Genomic DNA, 13,705 nt, shown 5'->3' with positions numbered 1-13,705 from the left:
AAGGACTCCAAGGTCATCGTCGCGATCAACAAGGACGAGGACGCCCCCATCTTCCAGGTCGCCGATATCGGCCTGGTCGGCGACCTCTTTACCGTCGTGCCGGACCTGACCGGCAAGCTCTGAGGCCGCCTTTGGTCGCGCAGGGGCGCGGAGGACGCTGAGAAGGAATGATCCTCTCCGCGCTCTTCTGCGCCTCCACGCGAAGCCATTTTCCTAACGTGCAAGGGGCGGAATTGTAGCCGCTCTTCCCTTTCCAGCCTTCCCGCGCGACAGTCGCCGCCATGATCGGTCGACATCTTCGCATTACCGGGCGCGTGCAGCGTGTCGGCTATCGTTACTGGTTCCTGACCCGCGCCGAGTCGCTGGCGTTGACCGGCTGGGTGCGCAATCGCGCGGACGGTTCGGTCGAGGCGATGATTCAAGGCGACGATATCGCCGTCGCACAGATGATCGCCGATGCCGGGGACGGGCCGCCCCTGGCCGAGGTCGATCTGGTCCTCCCCAGTGAGCAGCCCATCGACCTCGCGCTCCTCCAGTTCGAGCAACGACCGACATGCTGATCGCGCTCCTCCTCGCCCAGGCGGCGACGACCGATGCCGCGGTCACACGTCGGGTCGAATCGGTTCTCGCCCGCGCGCCGATCATCGACGGGCATAACGACCTGCCCTGGGAATTGCGCGATACCTCCGTCCCCCCGGAGTCGCCCGCGCTTGCGACCGGCACGACGGCCCTGCCCCATCCGCTCCAGACCGACCTTCCCCGATTGAAGCGGGGCGGTATCGGCGGCCAATTCTGGTCCGTCTGGATTCCCGCCGACGTCACCGGCCCCCGCGCGGTCGAGATGACGCTGGAGCAGATCGACCGCGTCCACCGGCTGGTCGCCACGCATCCCGACCGAATGGCGATGGCGCGCACGCCGGAGGATATGCGCCACATCGCCCGCTCGGGCCGAGTCGCTTCGCTGATCGGGGTCGAGGGCGGGCATCAGATCGACGGGCGGCTGTCGGTGCTTCGCCAGTATCGTGCGCTGGGTGTCGCCTATCTGACGCTGACCCATGGCCACAGCCTGGCCTGGGCCGACTCGTCCACCGACGCCCCGATCACGAACGGCCTCAGCGCCTTTGGCCGTTCGGTGGTGGCCGAGATGAACCGGATCGGCATGATCGTCGATGTCGCCCATGTCTCCGACGCGACGATGGCGGCGGTGCTCGATAACAGCAAGGCGCCGGTCATCGCCTCCCATTCCGATGCGCGGGCGCTCGCGGATGCGCCGCGCAACATTCCCGACGCGCTGCTCCGACGGATCGGAGCGGGCGGCGGCGTGGTGATGGTCAATTGCTATCCCGCCTTCCTGTCGGGCGACTGGCGGGCCTGGGATGCGCGACGCACCGCCTATGCCAAGTCGGTCGGCGTGGCCGCCAATGTCTATGGCCCGCGCAGCCCCGCGCCGCTGATCGCCTGGGATGCCGCCAACCCGGCCCCCCGCGTCACCGCCGCCATGGTCGCCGACCATATCGAGCATATCGCGCGGATGGCGGGGCGCGCCGCGGTCGGGTTCGGCGGCGATTATGACGGCATCAACGGCACCGGCCCCGAGGGGATGAGCGGGGTGGACGGCTATCCGCTGGTGCTGGCCGAACTGGTCCGGCGCGGATGGACCGACGCGGACCTGGCGGGCCTGACCAGCGGCAACATCCTGCGCGTCATGGAAAAGGTGGAGGCGGTGGCGAAGAGCCTCAGTGCGACAGCACCGGACGATTCGATCGATCCGCTGGCCCGCTGACCTCGCCGCGCGACAGCCGCATCGCCACCAGCCAGATCGCAAAGCCGCCCAGCGCCAGCCCGCACCCGACATAGCCGGTCGCGGTCCAGCCCAGCCCCTGCGCGATCGCCAGCCCGCCCGCCCAGGGCCCGATGGCGTTGGCGGTGTTGAACGCCGAATGGTTGAGCGCGGCGGCCAGCCCCTGCCCCTCCCCCGCCACATCCATCAGCCGGGTCTGGAGCACCGTCCCCAAAGCGCCGCCCAATCCGATCGCGAAGACGATGGGCAACACCGTCCACAGGCTGCCCGCGGCCAGCGGATAGAGCGCGAGCATCGCGGCCGACCAGAGCAGCAGTCCCCCGGCGGTCGGCATCAGCGCACGGTCGGCGAAGCGCGGCACGACGATGTTGCCGATCGTCATGCCCAGCCCGAATACGGCGAGGACCAGCGGGATGGTCGCCGGCGACACGCGCGTCACCTCGGTCAGGGTCGCGGCCAGATAGGTATAGACCGCGAACATGCCGCCGAACCCGATCGCGCCGATCGCCAGCGTCAACCAGACCTGCCCCCGCCCCAGCGCCGCCAGTTCACGGCGGACGCTCGCGCCTTCCTGGGGCCGGTCATGCGGCGCGGCGATCGCGACCAGCGTCGCGGTCAGCAGCGCGAGCGCCGCGACCATCCCGAACACCCAGCGCCAGTTGAGCCATTGTCCCAGCATCTGCGCCATCGGCACGCCCACCACCGTCGCGACCGTCAGCCCCAGCATGACACGCCCGACCGCGACCGTCCGCCGCTCGTCGGGGACCAATGATGCCGCGACCAGCGCGGCGATGCCGAAATAGGCGCCGTGCGGAAGCCCGCTGAGGAAACGAAAGGCCAGCATCCAGTGATAATCGGGCGCCATCGCGGACAGCCCGTTGCCGAGCGCGAACATCAGCATCAACAGGATCAGCAGGGTCCGCCGCGCCATCTTCGCCGACAGCACCGCCAGCATCGGCGCCCCCACCACGACGCCCAGCGCATAGGCGCTGATGACATGCCCGGCGGTGGGCGCATCGATCCCCAGCCCACGCGCCAGTTCGGGCTCCAGGCTCATCGCGGCGAATTCTGTCGTACCGATCGCAAAGCCGCCCACGGCGAGCGCGGCATGAACGATGCCGGGTGGAAATGTCCGCGCCATCTTCGATCCTTTCACGCCCCATATGTTGCACCGCAACAAACGGCGCAACCACCCAACCGGCCCAATGCTGATTATCCCGAAAATCGCCCGATGAATCCTGGCGGCATGCGCCCATTCCGAAATGGCACCTGTTTTTGGCATTGCACCGGCCGTTGCGCGCGGGCAGTTTTCCGCCCGGCAAGGGGGAGATTGCCGGTTGGATGCGATCATCGGGGGGATCGACGGCGTCGCGCGCGAACTCATGCTGTTCGCAGGTGCCGGGCTGTTGATCGGCGGCGTCGATGATCTGCTGGTCGACCTCATCTATTTCACGCGAAGGCTGATCAGGGGCCCCGCCACGCCGATCCGCAGCTGGGCCCTGCCCCCGCCCGCGACGCCCGGACGGATGGTGATCCTGGTCCCCGCCTGGGACGAAGCCGGCGTGATCGGTGCCATGTTGACCAGCGCGCTCGCCCGGCTGCGCCATGACGATTATCGTTTTTATGTCGGGCTTTATCCCAATGACCCCGCGACCATCGCGGCCGCCGCGGCGGTGGCCGAGCGCGACGAGCGCGTCCGGCTGGTCATCGGTCCGCGCCCTGGCCCTACGACCAAGGCCGATTGCCTCAACGCGGTGTGGCGTGCGCTGGAACGGGACCGCCTGGCCGAGGGGTTCGCGGTCAAGGCGGTGGTGCTGCACGATGCCGAGGACGTGCTGCACCCCGACGAGCTGGCAGTCTTCGACTCGCTGATCGAAGGGCGCGCGGTGGTGCAGTTGCCGGTGCTGCCGCTCGTCGCGCCCGGATCGCGACTGGTATCGGGTCACTATGCCGACGAGTTCGCGGAGAGCCATATCAAGCAGCTCGTCGTGCGCACCGCGTCGGGGGCCGGATTGCCGCTGGCGGGCACCGGCTGCGCGATCGCGCCCGCCATGTTGCGCGACATCGCGCAGCGGCGGGGCGGCGATCCGTTCGACGCGACCAGCCTGACCGAGGATTACGAACTGGGACTGCGCATCGCCGAACTGGGCGGCAAGGGCCTGTTCGCCCGCGTCGCCGACGGCCCGCCGCGCAGCGTCGTGGCGGTTCGCGCCTATTTCCCCATGAGCCTGGTCGCCGCCGTCCGGCAAAAGGCGCGGTGGATGACCGGCATCGCGCTGGTCGGCTGGGACCGGACCGGCTGGGGCAGCATCTGGGCGATCGGCGATCATTGGTGGCGGCTGCGCGACCGACGCGGGCCGCTCGCCATGCTGGTGCTGGCGGCCGCCTATCTGGGCATTTTCGCGCAGGCCGCGACGATCCTTCTCTGCTGGATCGAGCGGTCGCCCCTCCCCGAAACCAACCCGACGCTGGCGCGCCTGATCGCGGTCAACGCATTGCTGCTCTGCTGGAGGCTGGGCGTCCGCATGACCTTTACCGGGCGAGCCTATGGCGCGCGCGAAGCGCTGTGGTCCCTGCCGCGCTTCCTCATCGGCAATTTCGTGGCGCTCGCCGCCGCGCCGCGCGCGATGATCCGCTATCTGCTCGTGCTGCGCGGCCGCCCCGTGGCCTGGGACAAGACACAGCACCAGTTTCCCGACCTGTCGGCCAGACCATGAGTGGCCGCCCGATCCGCTTTCTGGGGGGCATATTGGCATTATGGACTCTGGGGCGCGTGGCGTTTCTGATGCCGTCCGGGCACGACGCCGAACAGGCCGAAAACTCGCCGATCACGCTGGCCGCGGCGGCCGCTGCGCCCGTTGCAGAGCCACCGCCAGCGCGCATCACCCGACACGTCCGGCCGGGCATCCCGCTGGTTCCGCGCCCGCATGCCGTCCGGCCGGTGCCGGTCGCGACGCTCCTGGCCAACCCCTCACAGGCCTTGCCGCCCCCGCCGACCATGACGATCGCGCCGGAGCCGGACAAAGGCGAACCGCCACCGCCCATCATCCCCGACTGGCCGGAAGGGCTGGCGCGCCCGGATCGCTGGAGTGCCAGCCTTTGGGCGATCGCGCGGCAGGGCGGCGGGACGCTGACGCCGGGGGGCCAGTTGGGCGGAAGCCAGGCCGGGCTGCGTCTGCTGCGCCGGATCGATCGCGGCGGCGCGCTGTCGGCGAGCCTGCGGCTGTCCGCACCGTGGAGCGGGATGGGGCGCGAGATGGGCCTTGGGCTGGACTGGCGGCCATCCCGCCACCTGCCGCTGCGCCTGCTGGTCGAACAGCGGGTGGCGCTGGACAAGGGCAGGGACGGCGTGGCGATGGTCGCGGTGGCGGGTATCGGCCCTCGCCCGATCGCGCCGGGACTGATCCTGACCGCCTATGCGCAGGCGGGCGCGGTCCTGCGCGATGGCACCCAGCCCTTTGCCGACGGGGCGGCCCGTGCGAGCAGGGCGCTTTCCGACGCTGTCGACCTGGGCCTGGGGCTATGGGGCGGGGCGCAGCGGGATGCGCAGCGGCTGGATATCGGGCCGACCCTGGGGGTCGCGGTTCCGGTGGCGGAGCGACGTGTCAGGCTGTCGCTCGACTGGCGGCAGCGGATCGCGGGCGCGGCCGCCCCGAATTCCGGCCCCGCGCTGACGCTGGCGGGCGATTTCTGAATCGTTGACACTGTTCGGAAAGGACCACCGGGCTATAACGCGGGCGTGGACTTGTATCTTCCGATCGCCAACCTGTCCGTCAACGCGCTCGTCATCATCGCGCTGGGGGCGGGCGTGGGCCTGTTGTCGGGGATGTTCGGGGTCGGCGGCGGGTTCCTGACCACACCGCTGCTGATCGTCTATGGCATCCCGCCGACCGTCGCCGCCGCCTCCGCCGCCAGCCAGGTGACCGGGGCCAGCGTGTCGGGCGTGTCGGCGCATTGGCGGCGCGGCGGGGTCGATGTGAAGATGGGCGGCGTGCTGGTCGCGGGCGGCATCGTCGGGTCGTTCGCGGGCGCCTGGATCTTCCGGCTGCTCCAGGCGAGCGGCCAGATCGATACGGTGATCGCGATCATCTATGTCCTCATGCTCGGCTGGATCGGCACGATGATGGCGCGCGAGGCGACCGGCGCGATCCTGGCGCAGCGGCGCGGCCGTCCCCAGCACGCCGCACGGCGACGCCATCACCCGATGGTCGCGGCGCTGCCCTTCCGCACCCGTTTCTATGCCTCGGGCCTGTACATCTCGCCGCTGGCTCCGCTGATGCTGGGCTTCTTCACGGGCATCCTGACCATCCTTCTGGGCGTCGGCGGCGGATTCATCCTGGTCCCCGCCATGATCTATATCCTGGGCATGGCGACCAACGTCGTGCTGGGCACCTCGCTGTTCCAGACGCTGTTCGTCACCGCTGCCGCGACGATGGTGCACGCCACCACCACCAAGGCGGTCGACATCGTGCTGGCGGGCCTGCTCCTCATCGGATCGGTGACGGGGGCGCAGCTCGGCGCGAAATTCGCGACCAATGTGAAGCCCGAATATCTGCGCCTCGCACTCGCCGTCATCGTGCTGCTCGTCGGGCTACGCATCCTGCTGGGCCTCGTCTGGCGGCCCGAAGAGATCTTCACGGTCCAGCCGCTATGAGGCGCGCCGCTATCGTCCTGGTGCTCGCCTCGCCGCTGATGATGGCGCAGGCCAAGCCGGTGCTGGTCCCCGACGTGTCGCAGCGCGATATCCAGATCGCCTACAGCTTCACCGGGGCCGAGCTGCTGCTGTTCGGCGCGATCCTCTATCCCGGCGGCCGCCCGCCCCGCGACGACCGGCCGACCGACATCGTCATCGTCGTCAAAGGCCCGACGCAGTCGATCCTGATCCGCGAGAAGGAGAAGATCGCGGGGCTGTGGGTCAATGCGGGGCGGCTGCGCTATCAGTCGGCGCCGTCCTTCTACGCCATCGCCTCGTCGCGGCCGATCGAACAGATGGTCGATGACCGGACGCGGGCCATCTACGAACTGGGGCTCGACAGCCTTCAGCTTTCGCCCGCCTCCAACGCGCCCGCCGATGTGCAGGCGCGGTTCCAGGCCGGACTGGTCGACCAGCGCCGCCGCGCGGGCCTGTATGTCGAGGCGCCGCGCGCGGTCGAGATCACCGACAATGTCCTCTACCGCGCCCGCGTGACCATCCCGGCGCGCGTGCCAGTGGGACGCTTCACCGCCGAGACCTTCCTGATCCGCGACGGGCGCGTGCTGGCCGCCGCGGTGCGCGATATCGACATCCGCAAATCGGGGTTCGAGCGGTTCGTGGCGCGCGCCGCCGATCGCTCCGCCATCCCCTATGGCCTGACCGCCGTGGCGCTTTCCATCCTGCTCGGCTGGACGGCGGGATGGATCGCCCGCCGCGTCTAGGCGCCGATACGGCATCTTAAGGTTCGATCGTTAGGATCTCCGCCCAATCCCCTAGATCGGACGGTGTCGTCATCCATGTTCTCGCCCGCCCTGGCCTCCCAATACCCCATGCCCCCCTTGTCCGAGACGCCGGTCATCGGCTGGCTGCTCGGTATCGCCGGGTCGTCAGGGCGCATCGTCCTCGACCGTGAGGCGGTGGCCGCGCTTGCGGGTCATGGCGACCCGGTGCTGGCGGCGGCGGGGCAGATCGCGATGCCGATCAAGATCAAGCGCGCCGACCGCTGGATCATCGGCTCGATCCGCGCGATCGCGCTCGACCCGGCCAGCGACCCCGCCGCGATCGCGACCGAGATCGACCTGATGGGCGAAGGCATGCGCCATGCCGATACCGGCGAGTTGTACGGATTCCGCCGCGGCGTCACCTCCTACCCCATGCCGGGCGCGACCGTCCACGCGATCACCAATGCCGAGCTGGCCGGGATCCACGCCAATCGCGACATCGCGACCATCAGGATCGGCACGGTCCACCCCGCGCGCTCCGTTCCCGCCACGCTGGCCGTCGACGCGCTGCTCGGCCGTCACTTCGCGATTCTGGGATCGACCGGCACCGGCAAGTCGACCGCGACCGCGATGGTCCTGCACCGCATCTGCGAACTCGCGCCGCTGGGCCATATCGTGATGATCGATCCGCATGGCGAATATGCCAGCGCCTTTCGCGAGACGGGCGAGATTCACGATATGGGCAATCTGCGCATGCCCTATTGGCTGATGACCTTCGCCGAGCATTGCGAGATCCTGTTGTCGGCCTGCCCCACCGAGCGCCAGAACGACACCGATGTGCTCGCCAAATGCCTGCTCGCCGCCCGGATGCGCAACCGCGCCGCCGCCGATCTGCCACGCGTCACCGTCGACACGCCGATCCCCTATCTGTTGTCCGACCTGACCAGCCTGCTGACCGCCGAGATGAGCAAGCTGGACCGCGCGGGCGACACCGCCCCCTATCTGCGGATCAAGTCGAAGATCGAGGAGGTCAAGGGCGATCCCCGCTATGGCTTCATGTTCTCCGGCATGTTGGTCGCCGATACGATGGCGTCGTTCCTGGGGCGCATCCTGCGCATACCGAGCGACGGGCGGCCGATCTCGATCATCGACGTGTCGGGCATGCCGTCGGACGTGACGAGCGTCGTGGTCGCGATGCTGGCGCGGATGATCTTCGACCATGCCATCTGGTCCGACCCGGCCGAGCGGCGCCCGGTCCTGATGGTCTGCGAAGAGGCGCATCGCTACATTCCCGCGCGCGCCGAACAGGATTCGGCGGTGGGCCGCATCCTGTCGCGCATCGCCAAGGAAGGGCGCAAATACGGCGTCTCGCTGGGCCTCGTCACCCAGCGGCCGTCCGATCTGGCCGAAGGCCTGCTGTCGCAATGCGGCACGATCATTTCGATGCGGCTCAACAACGACCGCGACCAGGCGGTGGTCCGCGCGGCCATGCCCGAGGGCGGTCGCGGGCTGCTCGACACTATCTCGGCCCTGCGCAACCGCGAGGCGATCCTGTGCGGCGAAGGGGTGATGTTCCCGATGCGCGCCAGTTTCGACAATCTGGACGAGGGCAAGCGCCCCGCCTCCAACGATATGAAGTTCACCGCGCTGTGGGCGAATCCGGCGCGGGGCGCCGATGCGCTGGCCGATACGGTCGCGCGGTGGCGGACGGCGGGGAAATAGGGGCCTGCGGTGCCCCGGCTCCGCTCGGCCTGAGCGGTGTCGGGGATCAGGGGCTTACCGCCCCGGTCGCACCGCCATCAGGCTCTGCACCTCGCGCCTGAACGCCCGCAGCTTCGCGCCGGACAGCACCGCGACGCTCGACAGCTTCAGGCTGTACGGATTGACGGTCACGCCGTTCTTCCACACCTCCCAATGGAGATGCGGACCGGTCGACATGCCGGTCGATCCGACATAGCCGATCACCTGTCCCTGTTTGACATGCGCGCCCGAGCGGACGGCGAAGCGGCTCATATGGCCATAGCCGCTGGCGATCCCGCCCGAATGCGCGAGCTTGACGAAATTGCCATAGCCGCCCGAGCGGCCCGCGAACTGGACCACCCCGTCCATGATCGCATGGATCGGCGCGCCATAAGGGGCGCCGATATCCGTCCCCTTGTGCATCCGCATGAAACCCAGGATCGGGTGCATCCGCTTGCCATAGGAGGAGGTCACGCGCCCCGCGACCGGCATGCCCATCGCACCGCGCCGCTCGGTCTGGCCGTTGACGTCATACCATTGCCCGTCATCGCCATCGGCCAGGCGCGCGAGTTGCAGCTTGCGCCCGCCATGGTCGAGCCCGACGAACAACAGCTTGCCCAGCCGCGTCTCGCCGGTCGCGGCCCGCTCGCGCTCGAGGATCAGGTCGAAACTGTCCGACCGCTTCACATCGCGCCCCACCGCCATGCGCGCCGACAGCGCCTTGATATAGGCCTCCACCGCCTTGGCCGGAGCACCCGCCGCACGGACCGAGCGATAGAGGCTCGATCCTGCCAACCCTTGCAGCCGCAGCGGCGTCCGGTCGATCGCGATCGGCTGTCGCGTCAACGCCAGCCCCTTGGGCGTGGCGGTCAGCGTCACCGCCAGGTCGAAGCGCGCGCGCAGCTTCATCGATTCCAGCGGACGCGCGACCATCCGGCTGGGCCGCCGCCCCAGGGTCAGCGCGATACGGGTGCCCGAGGCGATCGCCTCGCCATCGGTCGCCTGATCGACCAGGTCGGCCGCCGCGCGCGCCTGATCCTTCGCCACCCCGGCGCGCTGCAGCACCCGGGCCAGCCGGTCGCCCGACCCGACCGTCGCCGACAATTCGACCATCGGCCGTTCGGGCGCCTCGGCGAGATGCGTGACGAGCGCGTTCGCCGCCATGCGCCGCCCGGTGTCCGCCCCCAGCGCCAGCGGGGCGATGGCCTGCGCGCGCGCGTTATCGCGGGCCTCTCCCGTCAGCGGCCTGGGCGAGGCGCCCATGATCGGGCGGTGGAGGCTGGGCGCCATCGCGATCGTCGCCGCGCACAGCGCCGAACAGGTCGCAAGCCCCCGCCACCAGTCGCGACTGCCGATCCGCGCGCCCAGATCGGGCACCCAGTCGATATGACGGGCCGCCTGCCGCCAACGATCCAGCCGCCCGGCTGGCGCGAGCGGCATGGTCTTGCCCAATCGCCGCGCGGCGGTGCCGCCGGTCAGGAACAGGGCTTCGTCGGTGGCGAGGAACATCGGTGGGGTACGTCCGTGAAATCGTCGATCAGCGTCGCCGATCTCCCCCCGGCGCACAGGATCTTGCGGTGTCGCCAATGGGGCGCGAAGTCAAAGGGGGGATCGGCGCTGCGCCCCGATGCTGCGGCCAGACGTGGCCGGACCGGGCCGAATACCGTCCGCGGCACGCCATCTTGCTTCATGCCGTTGCAACTGTCCCGGCAAAGCCCGATGTAGAGGACATGACCAGCCGCGTATCGGGCGCCGTGACGGCCGTTCTCGGGCCGACCAACACCGGCAAGACGCACCTCGCGATAGAGCGGATGTGCGCGCATTCCAGCGGCATCATCGGCTTTCCCCTTCGCCTGCTCGCCCGCGAGGTCTATGACCGGGTCGTCGCGCTGAAGGGCGCATCGCAGGTCGCGCTGGTGACCGGCGAGGAGAAGATCCTGCCGCCCGATGCACGCTGGTTCCTGTGCACCGCCGAGTCCATGCCCGACCGCGACGTCGCCTTCATGGCGCTGGACGAGGCGCAACTGGGGGCCGACCTGGAGCGCGGTCATGTCTTTACCGATCGGTTGCTGCACCGGCGCGGCCGCGAGGAGACGATGATCCTGGGCTCCGAAGCGCTCAAGCCCATGATCCGCGCGCTGGTGCCCGAGGCGGAGGTGATCGCACGCCCCCGCTTCTCGACGCTGACCTATGCGGGCGCCAAGAAGATCAGCCGCCTGCCCAAGCGCTCCGCGATCGTCGCCTTCTCCGCCGAGGAGGTCTATGCGGTCGCCGAGATGCTGCGCCGTCTGCGCGGCGGCGCGGCGGTGGTGATGGGGGCGCTTTCCCCGCGCACCCGCAATGCGCAGGTCGAGATGTTCCAGGCGGGCGAGGTCGACTATCTGGTCGCGACCGATGCGATCGGCATGGGGCTGAACATGGACGTCGCGCATGTCGCCTTTGCCGGGCTGCACAAGTTCGACGGGCGCCGCCGTCGTCGCCTGACCGTCGCCGAGATGGCGCAGATCGCCGGGCGCGCCGGGCGGCACCACCGCGACGGCAGTTTCGGCGCGCTGGCCGAGGAGGGGCCCGACGCCTTCCTGCCGGAAGAAGTGCTGGCGATCGAGGAGCATCGCTTTCCCCGCCTCGACCATCTCTACTGGCGTGACGGCGATCCCGACCTGTCGAGCATCGATGCGCTCATCGCCAGCCTCGAACGCAGGCCGGAACCCGGCGTGTTGCGCGCCGCCCCGCTCGCCACCGATCTGCAGGTCCTGAAGCGCCTCGCCGACGAGGCCTGGGTTCGTGACCGGGTGCGGCGGCCCGCGATGGTCGCACGGCTCTGGGCGGCGTGCGGCATTCCCGATTTCCGAAAAGTGGGGATCGATCCGCATGCCCGCTTCGTCTCGCGCGTGTTCGGCCATCTGTCCGAAGGGCTGGGCCATGTCCCGCACCAATGGTTCGCCGACGAGATCGCGCGGCTGGACACGGTGGCGGGCGATGTCGAAACGCTGGCGGGTCGCCTCTCCGCGATCCGAAGCTGGGCCTATATCGCACAGCGCGCCGACTGGCTGGCCGATCCCCGCCACTGGGCCGAGCGCACCCGCGAGATCGAGGAGCGGCTGTCCGACGGGCTCCATGTCAGCCTGACCCAGCGTTTCGTCGACAAGCGCACCACCGCGCTGATCCGCCGGATCGGCGCGGATGCCGGCGCGCTGCCCGTCACCATCGGGCCGGAAGGCGAGGTGCTGGTCGAGGATCATGCCATCGGACGGCTGGAGGGTTTCCGCTTCACCGTCGAGGCAGGCGCGCGGGCCAATGACAAGCGCCTGCTGCTCGCGGCGGCCGAAAAGCGGCTGGGCACCGAGCGGGGGCGCCGCGCCGAGGCGTTGATCGCCGCCGCACCCGACGCCTTCTCGCTGGTCGAAGACCGGCTGGTCTGGGACGGGCACGCCGTCGCCCGGCTGGTGGCGGGTCCGTCGCTGGGGCGGCCGGTGGTGCGGCTGGAGCGCGATCTCGATTGCCTGACCCCGCCGATGCGCGAGCGGGTGAAGGCGCGGCTGGAGGAATGGGTCGCCCGCACGCTCGATCGCCAGGTGCCAGCCCTTGTCCGGCTGTCGGCCCTGGCGCGCGAGGCGAAGGCGTCTCCGGCGATCCGTGCGGTCGCCGCCGCGCTGGAGGATGCGGGCGGGATCGTACCGCGCCAGCCGCTGCGGCTGATGATCGACGCGCTGTCGCCTGACGAACGGCGGCGGTTGCGTGGGGTGGGAATCACCATCGGCACGCTCGACCTGTTCGACCCGCGCCTGCTCAAGCCCGCTGCGGCGGCATGGCGACGCACGCTGATGGCGCTGTGGGGACAGACGCCCGCCCTGCCCCGGCCGGGCGCGACCATCCTGCGGCGCGACGAGCCGGGGCGCGGAGTCGCCTCGGGCTTTCGTCCGCTGGGGGACCAGGCCGTGCGGATCGATCTGGTCGAACGCATCGCCCGTGCGACGCATGATGCGCGGACCGGGCGCGGACCGTTCACCCCGGATGCGGCGCTCGCCACCTCGATCGGGCTGGAGGCGGCGACACTCGACCGGTTGATGGCCGACCTGGGCTTTCGCAAGGTCCGCGCGGGCAGCGAGGGTGAGCCGCCCCGCTGGATCTGGCGCGGTCGCCCGCCCGCCCGCCCCGCCCCGCGTGTCGAGGCACGCCCCGGCAACGCCTTTGCCGCGCTCGCCGACTGGGGGCGATCACAGTGACGTTAATCCACCCCGCCATCCCTGCGGAGGCCGGGGTGGACGCGCATCGATGAACTTCGCTTACGGAAAGGACCGCCCCCACCCATGACGAACCGCGCCACCGCCCCTGAATCGATGCGGCTCGACCGTTTCCTCTGGTGGGCGCGAATCGCCAAGTCGCGCGATACGGCACAGGCGATGGCGTGCGACGGGCATTTCCGCATGGACGGGCGCGCGATCGACCGCGCCCATGCGCCGGTGCGGATCGGCAGCATCCTGACCTTTGCGCACCACGGGCAGGTGCGGGTATTGCGCGTCGAATCGCTGCCCGTACGGCGCGGCCCTCCCGCAGAGGGACGCGCCTGTTACTGCGATCTGGTCACTTCCGGGGTTTCGGGCGTTGACGGATCGCCGCATGCGGCATAGCAGCACGCGTTCGTACCTTGGGAGTTGTCATGACCTACGTCGTCACCGATGCCTGCATTCGCTGCAAGTATATGGACTGTGTCGAGGTGTGTCCCGTCGACTGCTTCTATGAGGGCGA

The 13,705-nt window shown here is 69.7% G+C and carries 11 protein-coding genes and 2 pseudogenes; 11 read left to right on the top strand and 2 right to left on the bottom strand.

What is annotated here, in order from left to right; genetic code table 11:
- The 3 genes and pseudogenes from ABDV78_RS18695 to ABDV78_RS18685 form a co-directional block, all read left to right on the top strand.
- Positions 1-123: pseudogene (locus ABDV78_RS18695) on the top strand (electron transfer flavoprotein subunit alpha/FixB family protein); the annotation flags it as partial.
- A 158-nt stretch (positions 124-281) separates the two neighbouring features.
- Positions 282-560 (top strand): acylphosphatase, encoded by a 279-nt coding sequence (locus ABDV78_RS18690; protein ID WP_343528971.1) that lies wholly within the window; start codon positions 282-284, stop codon positions 558-560.
- Positions 554-1,783, top strand: a complete 1,230-nt coding sequence (locus ABDV78_RS18685) for a dipeptidase (protein ID WP_343528970.1) — start codon at positions 554-556, stop codon at positions 1,781-1,783. Before ABDV78_RS18690 ends, ABDV78_RS18685 begins: the two co-directional genes overlap by 7 nt.
- On the opposite strand, the gene ABDV78_RS18680 is transcribed toward ABDV78_RS18685, so the two are convergent.
- A complete protein-coding gene (locus tag ABDV78_RS18680) occupies positions 1,737-2,942 on the bottom strand; it encodes an MFS transporter (protein ID WP_343528969.1) in 1,206 nt (401 codons plus the stop codon). The genes ABDV78_RS18685 and ABDV78_RS18680 overlap by 47 nt on opposite strands.
- A 196-nt stretch (positions 2,943-3,138) precedes the next feature.
- Here ABDV78_RS18680 and ABDV78_RS18675 point away from each other — a divergent pair, with 196 nt between their 5' ends.
- The 5 genes from ABDV78_RS18675 (at position 3,139) to ABDV78_RS18655 (ending at position 8,938) form a co-directional block, all read left to right on the top strand.
- The gene (locus tag ABDV78_RS18675) at positions 3,139-4,518 is read left to right on the top strand and encodes a glycosyl transferase family protein (protein ID WP_343528968.1); all 1,380 of its coding nucleotides are present in this window, start codon (positions 3,139-3,141) and stop codon (positions 4,516-4,518) included.
- Between the two features lie 56 nt (positions 4,519-4,574).
- Positions 4,575-5,495, top strand: a complete 921-nt coding sequence (locus tag ABDV78_RS18670; RefSeq protein WP_343528967.1) for a hypothetical protein — start codon at positions 4,575-4,577, stop codon at positions 5,493-5,495.
- A gap of 45 nt (positions 5,496-5,540) precedes the next feature.
- On the top strand, positions 5,541-6,455 hold the full coding sequence (locus tag ABDV78_RS18665) for a sulfite exporter TauE/SafE family protein (RefSeq protein WP_343528966.1): 915 nt from the start codon (positions 5,541-5,543) through the stop codon (positions 6,453-6,455).
- Entirely contained in the window at positions 6,452-7,216 is a 765-nt protein-coding gene (locus tag ABDV78_RS18660) for a TIGR02186 family protein (RefSeq protein ID WP_343528965.1), read from the top strand. The genes ABDV78_RS18665 and ABDV78_RS18660 overlap by 4 nt, the downstream gene beginning before the upstream one ends.
- A 108-nt stretch (positions 7,217-7,324) precedes the next feature.
- Positions 7,325-8,938, top strand: a complete 1,614-nt coding sequence (locus ABDV78_RS18655) for a DUF87 domain-containing protein (protein ID WP_343528964.1) — start codon at positions 7,325-7,327, stop codon at positions 8,936-8,938.
- A 54-nt stretch (positions 8,939-8,992) separates the two neighbouring features.
- Here the strand turns inward: ABDV78_RS18655 and ABDV78_RS18650 are convergent, their stop codons facing one another.
- The gene (locus ABDV78_RS18650; RefSeq protein ID WP_343528963.1) at positions 8,993-10,465 is read right to left on the bottom strand and encodes a peptidoglycan DD-metalloendopeptidase family protein; all 1,473 of its coding nucleotides are present in this window, start codon (positions 10,463-10,465) and stop codon (positions 8,993-8,995) included.
- 221 nt (positions 10,466-10,686) lie between these two features.
- On the opposite strand from ABDV78_RS18650, the gene ABDV78_RS18645 reads away from it, so the two are divergent.
- The 3 genes and pseudogenes from ABDV78_RS18645 to ABDV78_RS18635 all read left to right on the top strand — a co-directional run.
- Complete coding sequence (locus ABDV78_RS18645; protein WP_343528962.1) at positions 10,687-13,182, top strand: helicase-related protein; 2,496 nt, start codon at positions 10,687-10,689, stop codon at positions 13,180-13,182.
- Positions 13,183-13,266: 84 nt separating this feature from the next.
- Complete coding sequence (locus tag ABDV78_RS18640; protein WP_343528961.1) at positions 13,267-13,587, top strand: S4 domain-containing protein; 321 nt, start codon at positions 13,267-13,269, stop codon at positions 13,585-13,587.
- A gap of 29 nt (positions 13,588-13,616) precedes the next feature.
- A pseudogene (locus tag ABDV78_RS18635) lies at positions 13,617-13,705 on the top strand (ferredoxin); the annotation flags it as partial.

This window comes from Sphingomonas sp. (genome assembly GCF_039594485.1).
Lineage (GTDB): Bacteria > Pseudomonadota > Alphaproteobacteria > Sphingomonadales > Sphingomonadaceae > Sphingomonas.
This window is presented reverse-complemented; position numbering and strand designations above follow the sequence as displayed.

Coding starts and splice junctions, on each gene's coding strand:
- ABDV78_RS18690 (WP_343528971.1), top strand. CDS start 282: ATGATCGGTCGACATCTTCGCATTACCGGGCGCGTGCAGCGTGTCGGC.
- ABDV78_RS18685 (WP_343528970.1), top strand. CDS start 554: ATGCTGATCGCGCTCCTCCTCGCCCAGGCGGCGACGACCGATGCCGCG.
- ABDV78_RS18680 (WP_343528969.1), bottom strand. CDS start 2,942: ATGGCGCGGACATTTCCACCCGGCATCGTTCATGCCGCGCTCGCCGTG.
- ABDV78_RS18660 (WP_343528965.1), top strand. CDS start 6,452: ATGAGGCGCGCCGCTATCGTCCTGGTGCTCGCCTCGCCGCTGATGATG.
- ABDV78_RS18655 (WP_343528964.1), top strand. CDS start 7,325: ATGCCCCCCTTGTCCGAGACGCCGGTCATCGGCTGGCTGCTCGGTATC.
- ABDV78_RS18650 (WP_343528963.1), bottom strand. CDS start 10,465: ATGTTCCTCGCCACCGACGAAGCCCTGTTCCTGACCGGCGGCACCGCC.
- ABDV78_RS18645 (WP_343528962.1), top strand. CDS start 10,687: ATGACCAGCCGCGTATCGGGCGCCGTGACGGCCGTTCTCGGGCCGACC.
- ABDV78_RS18640 (WP_343528961.1), top strand. CDS start 13,267: ATGACGAACCGCGCCACCGCCCCTGAATCGATGCGGCTCGACCGTTTC.